Annotated in this window: 16 protein-coding genes and 1 tRNA gene; 7 read left to right on the top strand and 10 right to left on the bottom strand. The window is 42.7% G+C overall.

Translation table 11 applies throughout. From position 1 onward, the window contains the following. The first annotated feature begins 6 nt into the window (after positions 1-6). Positions 7-222 carry a hypothetical protein gene (locus H6F42_RS04335; protein WP_190398130.1) on the top strand — a complete coding sequence of 72 codons (216 nt, stop codon included), beginning with the start codon at positions 7-9 and terminating at the stop codon, positions 220-222. 81 nt (positions 223-303) lie between these two features. Further along, the gene (locus tag H6F42_RS21805) at positions 304-477 is read left to right on the top strand and encodes a putative toxin-antitoxin system toxin component, PIN family (RefSeq protein ID WP_347272283.1); all 174 of its coding nucleotides are present in this window, start codon (positions 304-306) and stop codon (positions 475-477) included. A gap of 152 nt (positions 478-629) precedes the next feature. Here H6F42_RS21805 and H6F42_RS04325 read toward each other — a convergent pair whose 3' ends face one another. From H6F42_RS04325 to H6F42_RS04295, 7 genes are all read right to left on the bottom strand, one after another. Then, on the bottom strand, positions 630-1,748 hold the full coding sequence (locus H6F42_RS04325) for a glycosyltransferase (RefSeq protein ID WP_190398129.1): 1,119 nt from the start codon (positions 1,746-1,748) through the stop codon (positions 630-632). Between the two features lie 5 nt (positions 1,749-1,753). After that, the gene (locus tag H6F42_RS04320) at positions 1,754-2,488 is read right to left on the bottom strand and encodes an energy-coupling factor ABC transporter ATP-binding protein (protein ID WP_190398128.1); all 735 of its coding nucleotides are present in this window, start codon (positions 2,486-2,488) and stop codon (positions 1,754-1,756) included. 73 nt (positions 2,489-2,561) lie between these two features. Beyond that, on the bottom strand, positions 2,562-3,413 hold the full coding sequence (gene cbiQ, locus H6F42_RS04315) for a cobalt ECF transporter T component CbiQ (RefSeq protein ID WP_242018321.1): 852 nt from the start codon (positions 3,411-3,413) through the stop codon (positions 2,562-2,564). A 267-nt stretch (positions 3,414-3,680) separates the two neighbouring features. Next, positions 3,681-6,248: a response regulator gene (locus H6F42_RS04310; RefSeq protein ID WP_190398127.1), complete on the bottom strand. Its 2,568-nt coding sequence runs from the start codon at positions 6,246-6,248 to the stop codon at positions 3,681-3,683. Positions 6,249-6,256: 8 nt separating this feature from the next. Continuing rightward, the gene (locus H6F42_RS04305) at positions 6,257-6,823 is read right to left on the bottom strand and encodes a Rab family GTPase (RefSeq protein WP_190398126.1); all 567 of its coding nucleotides are present in this window, start codon (positions 6,821-6,823) and stop codon (positions 6,257-6,259) included. A 31-nt stretch (positions 6,824-6,854) separates the two neighbouring features. Then, a complete protein-coding gene (locus H6F42_RS04300) occupies positions 6,855-9,428 on the bottom strand; it encodes a BON domain-containing protein (protein WP_190398125.1) in 2,574 nt (857 codons plus the stop codon). 75 nt (positions 9,429-9,503) lie between these two features. Next, a complete protein-coding gene (locus tag H6F42_RS04295; RefSeq protein WP_190398124.1) occupies positions 9,504-10,199 on the bottom strand; it encodes a hypothetical protein in 696 nt (231 codons plus the stop codon). Between the two features lie 491 nt (positions 10,200-10,690). Here H6F42_RS04295 and H6F42_RS04290 point away from each other — a divergent pair, with 491 nt between their 5' ends. Next, positions 10,691-12,382 carry an AarF/ABC1/UbiB kinase family protein gene (locus H6F42_RS04290; protein ID WP_190398123.1) on the top strand — a complete coding sequence of 564 codons (1,692 nt, stop codon included), beginning with the start codon at positions 10,691-10,693 and terminating at the stop codon, positions 12,380-12,382. A 39-nt stretch (positions 12,383-12,421) separates the two neighbouring features. On the opposite strand, the gene H6F42_RS04285 is transcribed toward H6F42_RS04290, so the two are convergent. Together H6F42_RS04285 and rpmB are read right to left on the bottom strand one after the other, a co-directional pair. Next, positions 12,422-13,327: a prephenate/arogenate dehydrogenase gene (locus H6F42_RS04285; RefSeq protein ID WP_190398122.1), complete on the bottom strand. Its 906-nt coding sequence runs from the start codon at positions 13,325-13,327 to the stop codon at positions 12,422-12,424. Positions 13,328-13,377: 50 nt separating this feature from the next. Beyond that, positions 13,378-13,614 (bottom strand): 50S ribosomal protein L28, encoded by a 237-nt coding sequence (gene rpmB, locus H6F42_RS04280; protein ID WP_126386374.1) that lies wholly within the window; start codon positions 13,612-13,614, stop codon positions 13,378-13,380. 360 nt (positions 13,615-13,974) lie between these two features. Between rpmB and H6F42_RS04275 the strand changes: the two genes are divergently transcribed. After that, positions 13,975-14,047 (top strand) — tRNA-Ala (locus tag H6F42_RS04275). Positions 14,048-14,114: 67 nt separating this feature from the next. Next, positions 14,115-15,482 (top strand): hypothetical protein, encoded by a 1,368-nt coding sequence (locus H6F42_RS04270; RefSeq protein WP_242018320.1) that lies wholly within the window; start codon positions 14,115-14,117, stop codon positions 15,480-15,482. 143 nt (positions 15,483-15,625) lie between these two features. On the opposite strand, the gene cax is transcribed toward H6F42_RS04270, so the two are convergent. Further along, the gene (cax, locus tag H6F42_RS04265; RefSeq protein WP_190398120.1) at positions 15,626-16,708 is read right to left on the bottom strand and encodes a calcium/proton exchanger; all 1,083 of its coding nucleotides are present in this window, start codon (positions 16,706-16,708) and stop codon (positions 15,626-15,628) included. A gap of 179 nt (positions 16,709-16,887) precedes the next feature. Between cax and cobO the strand changes: the two genes are divergently transcribed. Together cobO and gltB are read left to right on the top strand one after the other, a co-directional pair. Next, positions 16,888-17,496, top strand: coding sequence for a cob(I)yrinic acid a,c-diamide adenosyltransferase (gene cobO / locus H6F42_RS04260; protein WP_190398119.1), 609 nt, complete (start codon positions 16,888-16,890; stop codon positions 17,494-17,496). 520 nt (positions 17,497-18,016) lie between these two features. After that, positions 18,017-22,660 (top strand): glutamate synthase large subunit, encoded by a 4,644-nt coding sequence (gene gltB, locus H6F42_RS04255; RefSeq protein ID WP_190398118.1) that lies wholly within the window; start codon positions 18,017-18,019, stop codon positions 22,658-22,660. The last annotated feature ends 84 nt before the right edge of the window (positions 22,661-22,744 follow it).

Here is a 22,744-nt window from a genome sequence, read left to right as displayed (position 1 = left end):
AAAACCATGAAAACGATCGCGATCCAAATAGATGAAGATATTGCCCAAGCATTTCAATCTTCACAACCAGAACAACAACAACAGATTCAAGCATGGCTCAATCAATGGATGAGACAAGCCTTGAAAATCAGTAAATTACAAAACACAATGGATAGACTTAGTGATGAAGCTGTATCTAATGGATTAACTCCAGAGATTTTACAGGCAATCATCAATGAGTAAAATCAGGATAGTCCTTGACTCTAATGTAATTTTAACTGCTGCTCTATTTAAGGGATCTACTCCAAGACAAGTGTAGAAAATGTGCAAATCGTTCAAAAAATTAAAGCTTGTCACGATCGCAAAGACGACAAATTTCTAGAACTGGCTGTCAATGGCAAAGCTAACTACATCATCACTAGCGATCAAGATTTACTTGTATTAAATCCATTTCAAGATATTGCAATTATTTCTGTATCAGATTATTTGAGCTTGTAGTGAATATGAGCTAGAAAATGACGATCGCCTTAAAGCTCTAAGGATCATAAGTTTATGACGACTGACGGTGAGATGTGGGCGATCGCGGAGATTTTTGGGCGTGGGTGGGATATGCAACATAACAAAGTTTTCGCAGTACTGCGAAAATTTTGTTATGTTGCATCATACAAATCCGCAGTTTTTGTAAGCATGATCTCGCTAGAGAACATCTGGCGAAAGCGAGCATAGCCATTTTTGGAGAAGCGATCGCGTAAATCTCTATCGGCAATTAGCTGGGCGAGACTTGTGGCTAAGCTATCAGGATCGCGAGGCATGACGATAAAACCAGTTTGGCGATCGCTAACCTGTTCAGCGATACCGCCAACACAGGTTCCGACAATGGGTTTAGCCTGAGACATCGCCTCCGCACAGGCAAGACTGCAAGCTTCCTGAAGGGAAGGAAGTACGAAGATATCAAACAACTGCATCAGGTTGGGAAGATCGTCCAGATAGCCCGTAAAGATGACGCGATCGCCTATGCCAATATCTTGTGCTTCCTGCTTTAGGGAAGCTTCTAAATCACCCGTACCAGCAATCACTAATCTTAACTCCCGCTCCCCTATTCCATGGGTAGAGGGGCTGTGGGTGAGGGCAGCAAAAGCCTTCAGTAAATAGGTTAATCCCTTCGCTTCATTTAAGCGGGCGGCTGTACCAAGGATCATGTGCTTGGTAGGATCGAGATTAAATCTCTTCCCTAATTCAGAGGATTTATCGACATTGAGAACTGGTTCTTTAACTCCGTTATAAATTAAATGGAGCTTTTTCTCATTTAGTCCTAATTCTTTAAGCAGATTATATTCCGCCTCACAGACACTAATGACTTGATTTGCTAGCAGATTGCTAAACCAACAGGACATTTGATAGCTGAATTGAGCGCTATCGCCATGATAGCCATGCACTGTAAAAATAATTGGCACTTTCCCTAAAGCTAATCTGACGGGTAGCATCAACTCATGAGCGCCATGCACATGCACAAGATCGATCGCTTGTTCCTGTTGAATTTCCTTAATTCCTGAGAGCAATTCAGGCAAACCCTTAAAGAAATTAAAATCCCATCTTGTAAATTCTCGTTGGGAGATGGGCAAAGCGCGAAATTGGGGTGCGCCTTTGCCATCGGGTGCTAGGAGCGAAATTTTATAGCGATCACCAAGTCCTTCAATCAGGCTGAGGGCTTGCTTTTCCGTACCACCTTGATTGAGGTAGGGCAGAATGAATAAAATGTGTTTTTTCACTGGAGTTAACTGCGGCTTAGGGGCATTTCTAGGGAATGGGCTAAAAGAAACTCGCGATCGCTTAATACCTGTTCCGTTTTGCCATCATAGACGATTTTACCTTCACTCAAGACCACCGTGCGATCGCAAAGCTCTAGCACCAAATCAAGGTCATGGGTGGCGATTAGTTGGGTTTCAGGCAAGGTTTGCAAAAGTTGGATCAGTTGGCGGCGCGATCGCGGATCGAGTTGGGCGGAAGGCTCATCAAACACAAGGATTTGCGGTTGCATGGCAAGGACTCCCGCGATCGCTACTCGTTTTTTTTCGCCACCAGAGAGATTTTGAGAATGGCGATCGCGATATTTCCCCAAGTCCAACCCCACAGAAACCATCGCTTCCGCAATACAAATTTCTAAATCCTTCCCTTTGACTCCTTGATTCATTGGACCAAAGGCGACATCTTCCCACACCGTTGGCATAAATAATTGCTCATCAGGATTTTGGAACACCAACCCCACAAAGTTCCGAATGGGAATTAAATTTTTGCTATTCATAGGCATCTCTCCAATTACCAATTCACCTTGCTGGGGTAAGAGAATCCCATTGAGATGCAGTAACAAAGTGGACTTACCAGAACCATTTGCGCCCACGATCGCGACTCTTTCCGTTGCAGCAATTTCTAGATTAATGCCATCTAGGGCTTGCATTCCATCAGCATAGACATAACTGAGGTTTTTAATTGAGATTGGATTGTGATGCATTGTGAATTATAGCTGTCGCCACTACTGTTATAGAGGGGGGATTTTGCCTATGGCAAAATCCCCCCTCTATGGTTTAACCGATAACTTGACCTATCAGAATTATGAGCATAACGCAACCTAAAGCCAAGCGATCGCGCTTGACCATTGAGCCTGATTCAGTAACCACAGGAATACCTTGATACCCACGAGCCAGCATCGCTTGATAGATGCGATCGCCGCGATCGTAGGTGCGGATAAATAGCATTCCCAGCATATTGCCTAATACTTGTCTTTGCCATGCATGATCCTTACGCTGGCGATCCCAGAGATTTTTAGGGGCAAAATTGCGAGAGGTGGCGGCGCGACGCATTGCATAAAACTCATTATTTAAGACATTAATGTAGCGATACATCGACGCAATAATGCTCACCAAAAGTGGTGATACCTTGAGTGTAATCAGTGCTTTTAGTAATTCAGGAATGGAAGTACTAAGAGTGAGAATATTTAATAATAGTAATGATAGAAAAGCCTTGATACTCACACTTGCCAATATACTTAAGCCATTGGTGGTAACTTGAAGCGATCGCCATTGCCATAAAATTTCACCCCCTCCTCGAAACAAAGTTCCCAATAGAATCACGCTAATAAATGCAAATTCAAGAGCAATCCGTTTTCCAAGAATTTTTAAATCAACTTTGCTCCAATAGAGAAAACATAAAGCCGCGATCGCATATATTGCCCATGTCCCATACTTCCCCATTGGCGTTAAGGCGATCGCAAATACTAAGAGAAAAATAGCTAATAAACGGGTCTGAATCGCTAAACTATGCCAAATGCTCGTACCAAAATCAAAGCGATCGCGATGCTGTGGCGATAGGCGATCGCTAGTTTTGACCAGATTAATGTGCAGCACCATACTTTCGCGATATTCCAGAAATAAATCCATTAGAGAGAGTTGCTAAGCAACTCTCTCTAATGGATTCTATTGTCAATCATATCACTTCTCCAAAGAATAGTTGTAGTCAGTCTTACAGCACTTTTACAGCGCTTTGCGCTCAAACCCAAACCAAGAGATTTTTTGAAAGGCTTGCGAAACAAGCCTTTCAAAAAATCTCTTGTGGTTCGTTTGATCGGCAATTGCTGTAATATTCCCTTCCCACCCAAGAATTAGTGAAGCGGCGCTTCACTAATTCTTGGGTGGGAAGGGAATAGCTTATTTAATTTTGGAAAGCCAATATTTTAACGTTGTTTTGAGATCATCGCGGCGAATGGGTTTGCTCAGATAATCGTCCATCCCGATCGCTAAGCAGCGATCGCGATCTTCTTTAAAGGCATTAGCTGTCATTGCCACGATAATTGTGTGTTTAAAGGCTTGATTCATGCTAGAAGCACTAGATTCTAGTTGGCGAATAGCTTGAGTTGTGCCATATCCATCTAAATAGGGCATCTGACAGTCCATCAAAATAATGTCGTAATCTTTTTGTTTTAGCAACCGTAAAACCTCTTCGCCATTTTCCGCCAAATCTGCTTGACAGTTGAGTTGCGATAGGTATGTCATCGCGATTTTTTGGTTTACGACATTATCTTCTGCCAACAAAACTTTTAATTTGCTAAATTCGGAGGCATCTACTTCAGAAATTACTTTAGGCTGAGGATGATTAGAAGATGATGGTTGGATAACTGTTATGGGTGAAGATTTGCTAGTAATAGCTAGGGCGACAGTTTTTAGCAATCTTTCTCCCTTAAAAGGTTTGGCGATATGCCCATAAAATCCCTTTTTGAGAATTTTGGGGATTTCACTTTGAAGATTCGCAGTAATGAGCGCGACCAAAGTTGATGCTCTTAATTTTTGGAGAATACCAAATTGCGCCACAATATCATTACTATCAGCCTTTGTATTAACAATGCTGATTAATTTCCAATCTATCAGAACTAGATCGATATTTTGATTTTTCTTATAATAGGCGATCGCTTCTACCAGATTAGCCACCCCATAAACTTCGGCTCCCGCCTTGGCTAAGTAATAATGGATAGCTTGACGGGACTTAGGACTAGCATCAACTACCAAAATATGTTTTTGCTTGAGGGAATAAAGTGTATAGATGTCATGGCTTAGATTTAAATTAACCTTTGGAGAAATAGAAGAGGGTGAAACAAACGGAATTCTGAACCAGAAGCAAGTTCCTTTCTCATTTTCTATGGGACTCACTACGCCGATTTCTCCCTGCATAAGTTCGACTAATTGCCGACAAATCGCTAATCCCAAACCCGTCCCCCCAAAGCGCCTCGTTGTGGAAGCATCTACTTGAGAAAAAGGCTTAAACAGTTTATTTTGATTTTGGGGACTAATGCCAATACCTGTATCAATTACAGAAAATCGTAAAAAAACTTGAGGTGGATTAGCAGAACCTTCTGAACTGTCGAGAGCATGGCAATCAGCAGAAGCCAGTGATTCTTCATAGTCGCGATCGCGATCGACTAAAACAGAAACTTCGCCTTCCGAGGTGAACTTAATTGCATTACCAATTAAATTAATTAAAATTTGTTTTAGTCTTGTAGAATCACCAGTTATTATTTGGGGCAAATCATCACCAAAGAAAGCATTTACTTCTAAGGATTTGTGATGAGCTTGTAAAGAAAATAGCTCAAGTATTTCCTCAATAGATTGCTCTAAATTAAATGGCAAATTTTCTAATTCTAATTCCCCTTGCTCCAGCTTGGAGAGGTCTAAAATCCGATTAATTAAGCTCAGTAATAGGTTTCCACTTAAGCGAATATTTTCTGTGAATTCACGTTGAATATTATCAAGAGATGTTCCCAACAAAAGATCCGTCATCCCTAAAACCCCATTCATCGGAGTGCGGATTTCGTGACTCATATTAGCAAGAAAAATACTTTTGGTTTGGACAGATTGTTCCGCTATTTCCCTTGCCTCTAGTAGCTCTTGTTCTTTACGCCGAATCTCCGTAATATTGCGACCAACATAGACAAAACTATCACTGGATAGGGGATAATTGGGTTCATGATTAGTAACCCTTGAACAAGAGAAATAAATCAATAACTCTTCTTGAGCTTTAGATAAACATAAGACTTCTATATGTTGAAAACAATGATTGTTATTAATGCAAGTTTCAGGGCATTCATCTTTTTGCCGTAATGGACATTCTTGATCAACTAAATTAAGATTGCTAGGATCTTTAAATAATAAATTAATTGAATTGTTAACTAACTCTTCGGCGGTATAACCAAATAAATTTACAGTAGCTGAATTAACTGTTTTGATTATACCCTTAAGATCAGTGACAATTAAGGCATCAGCCATCGCTGAAATAATTTTATCTGTATATTCTTTTGACTTTAAAAGTTCATTAGCTAATAGTTCAGACTCATTGGCTCTTTGCATTAAGACTTGAGACATCATCATCATTTCAGTGGTATCTTCTATACAAAGGATGATGTGCTTATCAGCTTCATCAATTTCATTAGTGCCAATAATATAGAAGTCAAAATAAATTGGTGTCCGAGAGGAAAAGTTACGACAAATGCCATTCATTTCAAAGCTTGTAGCTTGATTTAGCCAAATATCACTAAAAACTTCTTCTAATCCAATTGTCTCTGGAAAAACCTGTCTAATATCTTTATGGAGAAGAGACTCATTTGGACATTCAGAAAATCTTTCAGCTCCATGAGACGTATCAATAATTATGCATTCTCGATCAATTACTATGAAAGATCTCTCTGAAGCAGTAAGGAGTTTCTTGAGTAGGGTTGACTGTTTCATAGCAGCTTTTATTCTAGCATTAGTATTTGTCGAGCCAGTTTTTGGAAGATTTCATCAACACCCTCTCCCGTTTTTGCCGATGTGAGGCGGACAGATATTTTAAGAGGATTAAATTGATTAATTAAATATTGAGCAATTTTATCGCTTTCTTGAGCCGTAATTAAATCAACTTTATTTAAAGCAATAATCATGCTTGATTTAGGGTTTACGGACTGAAAAAGTTCAACATGGGATTTGATGTTTTGGATGCTTGACTCTCTAGTGACATCCCCAGTCAACAAAGCTCCCTTGGCTCCTTGCAAATAACTAGGAGCGATCGCTTTAAAGCGAGTACTTCCTTCAATATCCCAAACAATTAGCTGTAACTGGTTTGGTTCTGCTGCCCTAATACTTGCCGAATTAGAATTTGTTTCTGCTATCGATACTAGTTTGCGAGAAATTTTTACCCCAACTGTGGACAAATATTTATCACTAAATTGGCGGTCGACAAATTGGCGGATGAGACTGGTTTTACCAACACCAAAATCACCAACAAGACATATTTTCTGAGAAATTACTTTAGGGGCAGACTGCATTTAATTAAATCGTGGGACAGCAGAGAATCAATTATTTGAGAGTAGGCTCAAACTCTACCCATCTTTCCGTTTGTTCAGGTAATTGATAGGTAGACTTATCAATTAAACCAGAGAATCGTAAGCGTTTAGCGGGGATACCCATCTTAATTAAGGCATCTCGAACTACTTGAATGCGAGCTATGCTGAATTGATAATTTATAGTGCGTCCGCCTACATTATCACTTTTTGCATAGATCTTAATGCTGTAATCTGGGTATATATCTAAAAAAGATTTTACTTCTACTAACTTTTCTAGTTCCTCTGGTGGTAAGTTTTTTACCCCAAGTGGAAAATAAATTCGTGTTGATAGTTTGGGAGAAACCAAAGAAATTGCATTTGTAACTGTGCTAACTCCTGCTATTTTGGCATAGGTTTGAGTGATAGTATTAATCAATCTTGGTTGTTCAATTTCTCCTATAATGATTACCTGTCCATTTTTAAATTGACTTTGGATTTTAACTCCTTGGGTGTAGTTAAAAACTTTGGTAAGACGTTGCACTTCTATTGCTGTCAGAGTAGGATCTGGAGGAATATTAACAACATAAATATTATTGTTAATCTGGCTAGGTTTTGAATTGGATTTTAAATCTTTTGTTACTGTTTCATTAGCAATTTGAAAAGCCCGATCGCGTAGGTAGATATTTGGCAATTTGCCTGATAATTGGAGATGATTACCATTAGCTAAAACATTTAGTCGGTAAACTGCTAATTCAGGAGTATTGGCAAATGCTTCTAAAATTTTATTTTCTAATTCGCGATCGCGATTAGCTTGATATTGAAAAAAGCCAAGGGGAATAAATATCAAAGCTATGACAATCAAACTGGTAAAAATTAGAGGTTTTAAAGATTTTTTTTGTGATGGATCTTTCTCACCTCCCATTAAAGTTTTTAGCTGGATCTGGACTTTGCTAGGAATAATGCTGGTATCACCATCAAACTCTTTGAGACAATGCCCATAGGCTTGCACAATTTTTCCAAATACATCACGAGTCTTCCGAACAAATTTAGAATCGGGTTCTCCCCCAATAATTACAGCTAAATAACAATAACCTGCCACTTCTAGCAAGATTTTGGAACCACTGTAATTAATGGCATCTAGCTCCGTGTTATTTGATGAGCGCGACATACATTCATTGGCAAAGCTCCGAATTGCCGTCAGCATTCCCGCCAGCATGTCTGAATCAATTGGCTCAATCAAACTGTTTATATCGCTTTGCTGAATATCCACCATTACTAATCCCGAAAGATTATGAATGAGAAATATTGCTTGAACCTCATAGGATGCGGATTCTTTAAATATTAATTCTGCTTCGGAAACTCCTTGCATTTTTGCTCTTACCTTGCGTTGCATTCCTTCTAGGCTAAAGGTTTGTTCAACTTTTTCATTAATAGAGCGAATAGCTTCGGAAAAGTATTTAGCGATCGTATTACCAATCACAGGATAGAGGGCATCGACCATGGAGTCTCGCTCAAGGTCGATTTGTCTTTTAATTGCTGATCCCATTTCTGGGGCGATCGCATCAATAATTTCATCCCGATCTAGACGAATTTGTTCTCGAATTGCTGCCCCTATTTCGGGTGCGATCGCCTTAGCAATTGCTTGAGGTTCTTGGCGAATCTGCTCACTGATGGCATTGGGTAAAATATCCGCGATCGCATGACTCATGGCAACCCGATCTAACTGCGATCGTTCAAGAATTACCTCCGCAATAATAGGTGTGATGGCAAGACACATTTCCTCAGTAGATTGACTCGATTTAATGGTCAGTAATTCAGCAATGATCGGCAGTAAAAGCTGAACTAATCTGTCAGGATCATTAACTATTTGTTCCAACCCCATCACTCTTTCTCTTACCAGAGAAATTTCCGTAGGAATGTTGACTTGTTCATTGCCTATTTCCGTGATTTTGTTGTTGATATTGCCCAGATCAAAGGATGCATTTTGAACGAGATTCTCTAGCTCCTTAATTTTATTCATCAGATCAGGGCTATTAACCTGACTTTCGACAATTCCCAATTTCTGTTCGACCGAAATCTTAAAGCTACGAAGATCTTCTATCTCTGGCACAACGAGAATATCTTGCAAAAGATGTAAAGCAGCAGCATCATCCGTAGCATAACCCTGATCAATTGGAGCAGTGGGTTGAGTTAATTCCTGTGATCTTTGACTGACAACAGCATTACTGGGCTGACTTTGCTTGTTTTCAGGATTAGAAATTGGAGAGCTAATTAGTAATTCATGCAGGAGATCGATTGTTTCCTTTTCTGCAAAAGACTCTCTATCAACTTGTGGGGAGTATAGAGCCTCAGCCTCTTGCGTTTCCTGCGAAAGGGTGTGCAGAATAGGTATTTCTAGATCAGAAGATTTTGGTGTAAGTAAAGCTAACTCTTGAGAATCCGATAAATTCGTTGCATCATCTTGTGTCTCAAACTGAGAATTATTCTCTACTGGCTCAACTTTAGATTTATTTTCTATATCAATAATTTTTAGATCAGAGAGTAACTGCACAAATTTCTCTACATCGCTGAGAGCGTTATTTGTGAAGTTACTATTTCTCTCTGACATAGCTAATTTAGGGAATGACAGTTTTAGATACTATAAATTTTTGAAGCCCAAAGCTGGGCTTCAAAAATCTGTTCCTTAAGCTTTGGGTGTTGAAGCTCTCGAGCGAGGTGTGGATTTGGCGGTACTAGGTGCTGAGCTTGGTGTGCTACCAGTACTAGAGGTAGGCTCAGTATTTAAAATGCTTACCCGTTCATATTTTTCTTCAACTTGCTCCTCTACTGCTTCCCGTAGCTCAGGCACAAACTCCGATCCCTTGAGTCTCATCCCCAATTCAAAGAGTAGTTCAGCCATATCGTCTTTAGAAAGTTTATCTTCGCGCAGAATTGAAAAGTGGCGATCTAACTCTTCTAAAACCAGCGATCGCAAGTCGCGATTATCATTTTGTAAGCTCTCTCTAGTTTGAGCAAGTTCATCACGGAGCGCGACTCGCTGAGACTCAACAATTTCATCGAGAGATTCAATGCTGCTAGTAAATTTACGATTGATGCGATCGACCTGTTGGCGAAGATCGGCGGTTTCTTCTTGTGTAGACGCACTAATACTTTTTAGGCGTTTATCAATAGACTCAACTGCGGCTCGTAACTCGTTAGCTAAGGTGGATTTTAGGTCATTTAGGCGATCGCGTACATCAAGCTGAAGCGCAGAAATATCGGACTCTGCTTTATCTAAACGACTGGTATATTCGCGCAAATGTGCGCCGAAAATGATATCCCGAATTTGATCAATATTACCTAACCGTTCGCGGATTTCATCTCTGGTGATTTCACCCATTGGATTACCTCTAAAAATGTTATGAACCGATCAATTTACCGAAATCTCGTCATATTTCAGGAAATTAGTTTTATGAAAACACAAGACATAGCTTTACCATCTCTTGCGGCTAATTTAAAGCTATAGCTGTTGTCATTCTTGTTAGGACACAAACCCAAAAGACGAGTTGCAGTCCAAAAGACCACAACTCGCTTTTTGGTTTTTGATTTGTCTTCATGCAAGTGACCATAGCTATAAAAAGCTTATTGGGTTTAATCTTTAACTCTTTAAAATGTGACGGCATTTCAGAGAACTTATACAACTGTTCATGAGACTAGAACCTTGTGGGCGATCGCCCTTAAAAATAACCATATCAAAGTCTTGCCATTTTTTCTGTATACCCATGAGACGCGCTCTAAAAATAAACAGATGTAATTTGGGCTGCAATTCGTACGGTAATTCGCTAATATAAACACAGCCATACTAGTTAGTATTGCTATCACCATCACAATATGTCTGCGATCGCCCAACTACCTCGAAAAAAGCTACGCTGGCAAAGGAATAAAAGCTCTTCCCTCGCCCGACAACGGGAAGTGTTTTTAGCAGCTTTTACATTTCTGTTTTTTTTGTGGTGGGACAAGTTTTGGCAAGACAACACCTCACGCACTCGCAGCAAAAGAGCCGAATGGCTAGTCCAGAACATGCTGGAACTTGGGCCGACATTTATCAAAATTGGGCAGTCGCTCTCTACCCGTGTGGATCTTTTACCTCCCGAATATATCGGGACTTTATCGCAATTACAAGATAAAGTTCCCGCCTTTAGTGCTAAAGAAGCACGGGAGATCATCGAATTAGAACTAGGTAAATCGCTGTATACGATATATCGCGATTTTGATGATATACCTCTAGCCGCAGCCAGTCTGGGTCAAGTACATCGTGCTGTCCTCTATACGGGCGAGGATGTAGTCGTAAAAGTTCAACGCCCGGGGTTAAAAAAACTATTTGACCTAGATTTGCTGGCGGTGGGGAAGCTCCTAAAAGTCTTAGATCGCTACTTCCCTTGGACGCGCAGACAGAATTTACAAGGAATTTATCAAGAATTTTTCACGGTTCTTTATCAAGAAATTGACTATGGCATAGAAGGACGTAATGCCGATCGCTTCCGCAAAAATTTTGAGGGTTACCCAAGAATTGTTGTCCCCAAAGTTTATTGGGATTATTCTACCGAAATGGTTTTGACGCTGGAATATGTGCCGGGGATTAAAGTAGACGATCGCCAAGCTCTAGAAGCTTGCGGGTTAAATCCTAAAGAAATTAATCAATTAGGAATTTGCTGCTATCTGAAGCAACTTTTGCAAGATGGCTTCTTTCATGCCGATCCCCATCCCGGAAATCTTGCCGTGAGTCCTGACGGAAGTTTGATCTTCTACGACTATGGCATGATGGCAGAAGTCAAAACCATGGCAAAGGATCAAATGGTAAAGACCTTCTTTGCGGTATTGCGAAAGGACACGAATGAGGTTGTGGACACCTTGATGAGTATGGGCTTCATTGAGCCGATCGCCGATATGAGTCCCGTCAAACGGATGTTGAAATTTGTCTTAGATCGCTTTACCGAAAGACCTGTCAATATTTACGAATTTGAGCAGATTAAAGGCGAAGTTGTCTCCATTTTTGAGAAACAGCCTTTTCGCCTGCCGCCCCAGATGACCTATTTGCTTAAATCTCTAACCACCCTCGATGGAATTGCGCGGATTCTCGATCCTGAATATAATTTTTCGACGGCGGCTCAGCCCTTTGTCAAAAGTATTGTCCTGACCAGAGGACGGGGCAATACTTTGGGAGCCTTAGCTCAACAGGCTAAGGAGTTTTTGGTCTATCAACTCAATAAGCCTAGTCGTATGGAGATTCTGCTCGAACGTTTGGAGGAAAGGATCGAGCGAGGCGAGTTAATGATTCAGGTAAAGTCTTCCGAAAGCGATCGCACTCTCAAGCGGATCAATATTGCAGTCAAGGCGCTAATCTATGCCTGTCTAACAGGGTTTCTTGCTTTAGCGGGGGCGGTGTTATTGGTCGGGGTTGCGGGAAATTATAGTGGTTGGGCGATCGCCGCCTTTATGGGGGCTGGTTTCTCTGGACTATCCCTAATTCGTGCCTTAGTTCAACTCTCCATCCGCGAAAAAATCGATAATCTTGCTGAATAAAAATTTTAAAAGTGGGGCTTTGCCATATTTGTAAAATTTCTATTCAGGGACATAGAAGGGGCGATCGCGTTGAGTCTTAGCAAGGAAATCTTCTAGCTGATCCCATTGTTGATCTTCAATTAAATTGATTACTTTCTGCAAAGTTTGCCGATAAGCGTAGAGCGATCGCAATACCGCCGACTGATTATATTCCGCCATCAGCCGTCCCAGTTCAGGATTGCCACCACCCACACGGCTGGTATCACGGAAGCCTGAACTAGCCAAAGTTTGCGCTAGGTTTAAAACTTTGACATCATTTTCCTGTTGGCAAGCAGCAATTAAACTGGCGCTAATCATCACAGGTGCATGACTAATCATGGCTACTGCCCGATCATGCTCTGCGGGACTACATTCAAAGACTCTCATGCCCACAGATTGCCAAAGCGATCGCACTTTTTCCAAAGCTTCAAGATCTTCACTAGGCGTAACTACACAGGGACGATTTTGAAATAAATTTCTTTCGGCGGCTAAGATTCCTTGAAATGCTGTGCCTGCCATTGGATGACTACCGATAAATCTTTGCCCGAACTCTGAACAAATTGTGGATGCAGGTTCCACGATCGCCGCCTTCACCGAACCAACATCCGTAAAAATCACATGGCTCGGTAGTTTGGGCGCGATCGCCGTAAGTGTGGGCAAGATCGCCGCGATCGGCGTACAGATGACGACTAGATCTGTTTGCGCCAGAATGCGATCGGGAATATTCTCAATATCTGTATCGGCAATATTTACGGCGGCGATCGCCTCGCCTTGTTTACAGGTTTCAGGATTGCGACTGAGACCCCATACATAATTATTTTGTTGTGAATTTATTTCTGAATCTTGTTTAGAGTCTTGATTTGCAGCGAGAAGATCTAAACCTAACGAACCACCAATTAATCCCAGTCCCACAATGCCAATGTTCATATAGTCTCCCACGCAATAAAGGGGCGCTTTGCGCCCCTTTATTTGCATATTTAGAATTTGCGGAGATCAAGTCCAGCTTCCTTAGCAAATGCAGCAAGCCCTTTCTTTTGCAAAGTCTTGATTGCTTTGGTAGAAATTTGTAATTTTACAAAACGCTTTCCTTCTTCCCACCAAATTCTCTTATCTTGTAAGTTTACGTGTTGTAAGTGCTTATGGCGTTTGTGTGAGAAAGAAATCGATACGGCATTATTGGCTTTTTTGCCTGTTAGTTGGCATACGCGACTCATAGTACTAGTCTCCTATTTTTTCAGTCCAGCTAATCATATTACAACCTCAAAGCATTCTTCGGCAATCCCATAAAAATTTTGTCAGCACTTCTAATTATAAAAATCGATTTCATGATCAGAATTAATTCATACATTTTACAGGATGAGAGCTTGAACTTTGCGAAAACCTATATATAGCTTTTGCAAAGCCCAAGAAACGAGTGGCGGCGCGAAGCGCCGCCACTCGTTTCTTGGGTTTTGATGTGTTCTAATGCTAGTGAACACAGCTATAAATGTTTGACATTAAATTTAGTTTAGGATATCTTAGACAAGCTGATGATTTAGGTAGTTACTAAAATGAAAACCTAAGTTATTGAGTAAGGGGCTATAGCGCAGTTGGTAGCGCATCTCAATGGCATTGAGAGGGCCAGCGGTTCGAATCCGCTTAGCTCCATACTAAAATAGGGAAAGCATAATGTGCTTTCCCTATTTTTTGTTATTCAAAAATTATGTATCAATTAATGTCTAGCGCTTTAGCAGCGATCGCGTTTTTCGTCGCTTCAAGTTCTGCGATACCTGTTAAAGCCCAGACTCCTCCCGTTCGCGGCTACCAACCTAAAGCCACGGAGACAGCCAGAAATTTGCAAATACAAGATCAGCAGCAAAAGGCTGACCCGAGACGCTTTGACCTCAAAAAATATCCCGTTAATGAAAGTAATGCTACGCATTGGCAAGATTCACTGTGGGCGATCGGAGTTTTAGCTCCTGACGATGCTTATGCGGTTCAAGCTTTAGAAAAAATTTTACAAATGACCACAGCCCCCAATCTGAGTGATCCGCAAAAGGGGATTATTGATATGGCGATGCAAGTTGGAACTGAGCTATATACTCTTAAACCTGAGATTTATGGCACACTCCAACAATATTTTTTACGCACCATTAATTACAGTAGTGATTCGCAATGGGTGGCTCTCTCTTTATCGGCTTTAGCTAAGTCGCCTCAGCAAAATATGCCTCCCTCTAAAATTGATCAATTGAGTCTCACCCTAAAGCAACGGTTTCCGAAGTGGCAACAGGATTTACATTTACAGGCGACCTTACAAGCGATTCAAAGCGATCGCCTTGCGATAACTAAACCCAGTCAAATCCCTAGTCTTCGGGACTTATTAAAATGGCAAATTACTCCCCAACAGCCTCATATGTATGTATTTTGTCGCCCTAATCGAGAGGTTTTATGTCTTTCTTTGCTAAAGGATCGCACTGGCAAATTTGTGAAGCAGGGTAAGCAGCTATGGTCAAATTCGTTGCTGCTTCAGTCTTTACGAAATCTTGACTGGTACTTTACTAATGGTCGGACTCCTCAAGGTATTTATCGAATGGAAGGAATCTCTCTTCAACCCGATGATGAGTTTTTCCATGCCTATGGGCAGTTCTCTTTAGTAAATTTATTTGTGCCATTTGAAGATGGAGTGAATTCCTTTTTGCCCAATCAGAAAGGTAAATTCACAGGAAATTTGAAAGCCTATCAAGCCCTGTTACCTCCTTCATGGCGAAATTATGCACCCATCCAACAGACCTATTGGGCGGGAAATGTCGGGCGATCGCTTTTTAGGATTCATGGCAGTGGTGCAGCGATCGACTTCTTCCGTAATAAGTCGGCAGTAGTAAGTTCTAAAAACTTTACATGGAATGCGACCTTGGGATGTCTATCGGCACTGGAAATTTATGATAATCGCGGTAGTTTAGTCAAGGCTGATATGCCAAGGATTCTTGATGCTCTAAACAGGGTCGGCAAAGGGAAAGTTGAAGGATATTTAATTGTAGTGGATATTCCTAGTGATTCTCAGGAAGCGGTTACAGTGGCAGAGATTAGTCAATATCTCCAGTAAACCGAAGAAGCGAGTGACGGCGCTTCGCGCCGCCACTCGCTTCTTCGGCTTTAAGAAAAGAAACGCGAAGCGTTGCCTTTCTTTTGCTTGTTTTCGATTAAATGAACTACAAAAAAATTAAGCGCAAAGTGCCGCCACTAGCGTTAAACAGGTTGAAAATAGAAAGCAAAGCCCAAAATGGCATAGGTTGCGACTAGCAAAGAACCCTCCAGCCAATTCGATCGCCCATCAGAACTAATCGAATTAGCAATGAGGACGGCTACGGCTACAGCCACTAACTCAAAGGGATTAAAATTTAAATCCATCGGTTTACCGAGAAACCAACCCACAATTACCAGAGCAGGGGCAACAAAAAGCGCAATTTGCATACTGGAACCTACGGCAACTGATACAGATAGTTCCATTTTGTTTTTCATTGCCACCGTGATCGCCGTGGTATGTTCGGCAGCATTCCCAATAATCGGCAAAAGGATAACCCCAGTAAATAGCTCCGTTAACCCTAGCTGAGCAGTTGCAGATTCCAAAGTACCCACTAAAAGTTCTGACTCGAAAGCGACTAGCACCGTAACCCCCAAGAGAACAGCAATCCACAAAGGGAGATTGACATTCTGTGGATGACCCTCCGCAGCCTCCGCATCATCAGCTTCTGATTTGCCCACATCATAGAGATACGCATGGGTTTTCATGGAGAATAGGAGCGTTAGACAATAGACAATAATTAAGACGATCGCTACAGAAAGCGACAGTTTTTGTAAAATCTCTGGACTGATTCCTTCAGAGGTAAAATTAGCCGCCGTCGGTAGCAAAATGGCAATTACCGCCAAATTCATTACCGAAGCATTTAATCGCGCCATAGTTGGCTGAAACTCTTGCTCTTTATAACGTAGTCCGCCCAAAAACATGGATAAACCCATCACTAATAAGAGGTTGCCAATAATTGAGCCTGTAATACTCGCTTTGACAACACCCGTAAATCCTGCATTTAGAGCCACGATCGCGATGATTAATTCCGTTGCATTGCCAAAGGTCGCATTTAGCAAACCTCCCCAAGATGGCCCCAAAACTACAGCAATCTCCTCGGTGGCAGTACTCAGCCAACCCGCTAAGGGCAAAATAGCGATCGCTGAGGTTACAAATATAAGTGTAGGGTCCCATCCGAGTAAGTGACCTACGATGGAAATCGGCACAAACGCAAGCAAACCAAAGGAAAAGATTTTTTTAATCATAATCAGCCGTTGTAGCGTCAAGGGTAAATATACCAAGGTATAGCAGTTTTTGTTTTACCGTAGGTAAAACAAAAACTGCTATACCTTGGGCATATTAAGCTCTAAAATGCTGGTTTGTAGAGTTATTTTCCCGCCGAAGGTGGGGAAATAACTCTACAAACCACTTACAAAAAATCCCTATGACTGAACTTACTGCCGAACAGCATCGCGTCAAAATGCAACGCCGCCAAGAGGTGCAACATCAGAGAATTGCGGAACGTAATCTGGAAAAGGGGCTGATTATTGTCAATACGGGTGATGGTAAGGGCAAAACTACAGCCGCTTTAGGAATGGTGTTGCGATCGCTAGGGCATGGTTATAAAGTGGCGATCATCCAGTTCATTAAAGGTGCGTGGGAGCCTGCGGAAAAGAAAATTTTTGAAATGTGGCAAGATCAACTGGTTTTTAAGGCTCTTGGCGAAGGCTTTACATGGGAAACTCAAGACCGCGATCGCGATATTGCCAAAACTAGAGAAGCATGGGAAGAGGGACTTAATTACATCAAGAATCCTGAATATAGGTTAGTTCTACTAGATGAAGTGAATATTGCCCTCAAGCTAGGTTATCTGGATGTCGAAACTGTAATTGCTGGTTTAAAAGAAAAACCTGCTGATTCTCACGTAATTTTGACTGGGCGAGGTGCGCCTGCGGAATTAATCGAAGTTGCCGATTTAGTCACCAGAATGGAACTTGTCAAACATCCTTTTCGAGAGCAAGGCATTAAAGCTCAAGCAGGTATAGAATTCTAATACCAAAGCACTAAATGGCTACGCCATTTAGTGCTTTTAAAATTCTTACTGGGTTTGGGTTTTAATGTCCTAAGCAAAGTAAGTTTTTCTTAGGACATTAAACCCAAAAAGCGAGTGGCGGCGCGAAGCGCCGCCACTCGCTTTTTGGGTTTTGGTTTGTACTAAAAGTGTAATTAGTCGAACATAAGTAAAAGCTTTGTCCTCTATAATCAGTAATGCCCCACCTAGATATGACCTATAGCATCAAAACCCTTATCTTTACATAGCTCTTAACAAAGAGTTATGATCTAAGATCTGGTTTCAGGGCGAGTCTGTAATTATGGATTAAGCAAGTCAGCCTTATCCAATTAATTAAACTTAGCTCGCTAAGTCTAATCTAGTCGAAAGTATTGTCAGTCAACACTTTTACATAAAATTAGTGCGATGGATATTAGCAAGTTAGGAAGAAAGATAGCTTTGTTCTTTAACTCAAAAATCTCGTAATTTCAATATACATTTTTTGATAGCAACAAATAATCCGATGAAAGTGAGCCGCGTGAATACAAGTCAGTCTAATCAGTCTGGAAATATTAACTCGATCGGTAACTCGATCCCCGGGCCCTATTGGCTAGTGGAAGAGCGGGATGCCTGTGGGGTGGGATTTATAGCGGATAAAGAGGGTAGAGCTAGTCATAAAATTATCAGTAATGCTCTCAAGGCTTTGACTTGTATGGAGCATCGGGGCGGATGTAGTGCTGACCAAGACTCAGGTGATGGGGCAGGTGTGATGACGGCAATTCCTTGGGCTTTACTGCAAAAGGAAATTCCTGAGATTAATCCTGATCATTCAGTACTAGGAATGTTTTTCTTGCCACAGGATGGCGATCATGCATCAAAGTGTCGCGAAGTCACTGCCAGAATAGCTCAAGAGGAAGGGCTAAAGCTATTAAAATGGCGGGTTGTGCCTGTTAAATCAGAGGTTTTGGGACTTCAGGCAAAGGAAAATCAACCCCAAATCGAGCAAGCGGTATTTGTAGCAGATGACGAGCATCAAAACATAGACCAGCTTGAACGAGCTATCTATATCACTCGTCGCCGTATTAAGTTGGAGGTCAAAAAGCTTGCCCCCGATCGCTCGGGTGATTTTTATATGCCCTCCCTGTCTAATGCGACGGTAATTTATAAGGGCATGGTGCGATCGGCAGTTCTTGATGCATTCTACGAAGATCTGCAAAATCCCGATTATGTCTCTCCATTCGCGATTTACCACCGACGTTTCAGCACTAATACCCTACCTAAATGGCCCCTTGCTCAGCCGATGCGCTTCCTTGGACACAATGGGGAAATTAATACTTTGCAGGGTAATACCAATTGGTTCTTGGCTAGACAAGGGGATCTCGCCCATCCCAATTGGGTTGATGCTAAGGGCGATCGCGTTAAGGATTTATTGCCAATACTCAAGCCCAATGAAAGTGATTCGGCAACCTTGGATCACGTATTTGAGTTATTGATCGAGACTGGGCATAGCCCCCTTGAGGCAATGATGATTCTTGTGCCAGAAGCCTATGAGAATCAGCCTGATCTTAGCGATCGCCAAACGATCGTGGATTTTTATGAATATTACAGTGGTTTGCAAGAGGCTTGGGATGGACCCGCATTATTAGCCTTTAGTGATGGCAAGATTGTCGGCGCAGCCCTTGATCGCAATGGGTTGCGTCCAGCCCGTTTTATGATTACTAAGGATGGCATGGTAATCGTTAGCTCCGAGGCGGGAACTGTAGATATTCCTGAAACCGAGATTATCGAAAAAGGTCGCCTTGGACCGGGACAAATGATCGCTGTAGATTTGCAAACCCATGAGATTTTGCATAACTGGGAAATTAAGGAAAGGGTAGCTAATGCTCATCCCTATGGCGAATGGATTAAACAATATCGCAAAAACTTAGAGACTAAGCCCTTTGCCGATGCGCCCACCCTTGATGAGCAGAATGTGCTTAAATACCAAACCGCCTTCGGCTACACCCTCGAAGATGTGGAAATGGTGATCGAAGCGATGGCTCAGGATGGTAAAGAGCCTGTATTTTGCATGGGTGATGATGCACCTCTTGCCTTTCTATCCCAACGTCCTCACCTCCTCTATGACTACTTCAAGCAACGCTTTGCTCAGGTGACAAATCCTCCCATCGATCCTTTGCGCGAGGGAACGGTGATGTCCTTAGCGATGTATTTGGGTGAGAGAGCAAATTTATTATTAGCAACCCCTGAATCGGCAAATCAAATCAAGATCACCAGCCCTGTGATTAATGAAGAAGAATTAACCACATTGCAGAACCTTGGGTTTGAGGCGGCGACTTTAGAGATGCTGTTTGCTGTAAGTTCGGGAGTGAATGGTTTGCAAGCAGCGATCGCTAAACTTAGTGATGCGGCGGTAGATGCAGTTCGCAAAGGTGCGAAGTTATTGATTTTGAGCGATCGCCATCTCAATGCTGAAAACGCCTACATTCCTCCTCTCCTAGCGGTCGGAGCCGTCCACCATCGCCTCTGTGCTGAAGGTATTCGGATGAAGGCTTCGATTGTGGTGGATACGGCTCAATGCTGGAGTACCCATCATTTTGCCTGTTTGATTGGCTATGGAGCGAGTGCTATCTGTCCTTATATGGCGTTGGAAACTACGCGCCAATGGTGGGGCAAAGCCAAGACCCAAACTCAAATGCAAAGCGGCAAGATCAAGAGTCTCACGATTACCCAAGTTCAAGATAGCTATCGCAAAGCAGTTGAAGGTGGTTTGTTAAAGATTCTCTCGAAGATGGGCATTTCTTTGCTGTCTAGCTATAGCGGCGCACAGATTTTTGAGGCGATCGGCATTGGTGCGGAAGTGGTTAATACCAGTTTTAAAGGCACAGTTTCCCGCGTTGGTGGGGTCAATTTCGCCGATATTGCCTCGGAACTTTTGAGCTTCCATTCCCAAGCTTTCCCTGAATTGCAAATCAAGAAGCTAGAAAACTACGGTTTCGTGCAGTATCGCCCCACGGGTGAATACCACATGAACAGCCCTGAAATGGCGAAGGCTCTGCACAAAGCTGTCGCTGGTGAGGGTTATAACCATTACGAGGTCTATCGCCAGCAATTGCTCAATCGGACTCCGACGGCTTTGCGTGACCTCTTGGAATTTAAGAGCGATCGCCCTAGTATCGCGATCGAAGAAGTGGAAGATGTTTCCGAAATCCTCAAGCGCTTCTGCACAGGGGCGATGTCCCTCGGAGCCTTGAGTCGTGAAGCCCATGAAGTTCTGGCGATCGCCATGAATCGGGTCGGCGGTAAATCCAACTGTGGCGAAGGTGGCGAAGATCCCATTCGCTATTTACCCATTAACGATGTGGATGGGAATGGCATTTCCCCAACCTTCCCTCACCTTAAGGGGTTGAAAAATGGCGATACTGCCAACTCGGCAATTAAACAAATTGCTTCGGGACGCTTTGGAGTTACTCCTTCCTACTTGGTAAGTTCCAATCAACTGGAAATTAAAGTCGCTCAAGGAGCAAAACCAGGAGAAGGCGGACAGTTACCCGGTCCCAAGGTCAGTAGTTATATTGCCATGTTGCGGAACTCCAAACCGGGGGTATCGCTGATTTCGCCTCCGCCTCACCATGACATCTACTCCATCGAAGACCTTGCCCAATTAATTTACGACCTCCATCAAATCAATCCAACTGCTAAGGTCTCCGTCAAACTGGTATCAGAAATTGGCATCGGCACGATCGCCGCAGGGGTAGCCAAGGCAAACGCGGATATCATCCAAATCTCTGGCTACGATGGCGGTACGGGCGCATCTCCCTTGAGTTCCATCAAGCACGCTGGCTCACCTTGGGAGCTAGGTTTAGCCGAAGTACACACGGCTTTAATGGGTAATAAACTTCGCGATCGCGTTCTGTTGCGTGTAGATGGCGGTTTTAAAACTGGTTGGGATGTGGCGATCGCGGCGCTACTCGGTGGTGAAGAGTATGGCTTTGGTACGGCGGCGATGATTGCCGAAGGTTGCATCATGGCTCGCGTTTGCCATACTAACAAATGTCCTGTGGGTGTGACTTCTCAATTAGAGCAGTTCCGCAAGCGCTTCCCCGGCACTCCCGAAAATGTGGTCAACTTCCTCTACTTTGTTGCCGAAGAAGTGCGGCAGATTCTTGCCCAACTTGGCTATAAATCCATCAAGGATATCATCGGACGCTCTGATTTGCTTGCACCTCGCCAAGATCTGAAGTTGGCTAAACTCGATATTAATCAAGTCGATCTCGGCTGCTTAATTAATCTACCCAACACCAAAAGCGATCGCGCTTGGTTAGAGCATTCCGCTACTGCTCATACCAATGGCGCAGTTCTCGATGATGAAATTTTGGCGGATCTGGAAGTGCAAGCCGCGATCGCCAATCAAACGGATTTGAGCAAGACCTACAAGATCGTCAATACTGATCGCTCAGTACCAGCCCGTGTATCAGGGGCGATCGCCAAGCAATATGGCAACTCAGGACTTGCTAGTCATCTTAATCTCGAGTTTGTCGGCGCAGCAGGTCAAAGCTTCGGCGCATTCAATATCAATGGATTAAATCTGTCCCTCGTTGGTGAAGCCAATGACTACATCGGCAAAGGCATGAATGGCGGGACGATCAGCATCAAACCTAAGCCCGACTGCATCTTTAACCCTGCGGATAATTCTATTGTCGGCAATACCTGTCTCTATGGCGCAACGGGTGGTTATCTCTTCGTTCACGGACGCGCTGGCGAACGTTTTGGCGTGCGTAACTCTGGCGCAAAGGCAGTTGTAGAAGGCACAGGCGACCACTGTTGCGAATATATGACAGGCGGCGTAATTGTCGTTCTGGGAACCACGGGTCGCAACGTGGGCGCAGGGATGACAGGTGGTATCGCCTACTTCCTCGATATTGATGGCAAGTTCAAAGAGCGTCTCAGCCAAGAAACCCTTAAGGTACAAAAGGTTAGTACATTTGCTGGTGAAACCCAATTGAAGGAATTGATTCAATCTAGCTATGACAATACGCGCAGTTCTAGAGCGAAGGAAATTCTGGATAATTGGTCAACCTATCTACCGAAGTTCTGGCAAGTTGTGCCACCTTCGGAGCAGAATAGCCCTGAGGCGACCGACGTTCTACCTGTAGCGGCTACCGTTTAATCCCAAAGCACCAAATGGCTTAGTCATTTGGTGCTTTCGTATAATTCGTGATAGATAAGAAAAGGCGGCGCATCGCGCCGTCTT

It is taken from the genome of Pseudanabaena sp. FACHB-1998 (genome assembly GCF_014696355.1).
GTDB lineage: Bacteria > Cyanobacteriota > Cyanobacteriia > Pseudanabaenales > Pseudanabaenaceae > Pseudanabaena.
The sequence above is the reverse complement of the archived record's forward strand: the minus strand, read 5'-3'. Positions and strand labels throughout refer to the sequence as shown.